The sequence below is a fragment of the Cupriavidus sp. SIMBA_020 genome, from assembly GCF_046535395.1.
GTDB classification, from domain to species: Bacteria; Pseudomonadota; Gammaproteobacteria; order Burkholderiales; family Burkholderiaceae; genus Cupriavidus; species Cupriavidus campinensis.
On record NZ_JAWRWU010000858.1, the window covers coordinates 1 to 262 of the forward strand.

Consider the following 262-nt stretch of genomic DNA (forward strand, 5'->3'; position numbering starts at 1 on the left):
CTGATCGACAAAGGTCTGATCCCGATGGAAGGTGACGAAGAACTGAAACTGCTGGCGTTCGACATCGAAACCCTGTACAAGGAAGGTGAAGAATTCGGTAAAGGTCCGATCATCATGATCTCTTACGCGGACGAAGAAGAAGCGAAAGTTATCACCTGGAAAAAAATCGACCTGCCGTACGTTGAAGTTGTTTCTTCTGAACGTGAAATGATCAAACGTTTCCTGAAAATCATCCGTGAAAAAGACCCGGACATCATCATCA

Annotated in this window: 1 protein-coding gene; it reads left to right on the forward strand. The window is 45.0% G+C overall.

Going from position 1 to position 262, the window contains the following annotated elements; translation table 11 throughout:
• Positions 1-262: 3'-5' exonuclease (locus SB751_RS31825; RefSeq protein WP_410749251.1), on the forward strand; the 262-nt coding region annotated here is incomplete at both ends.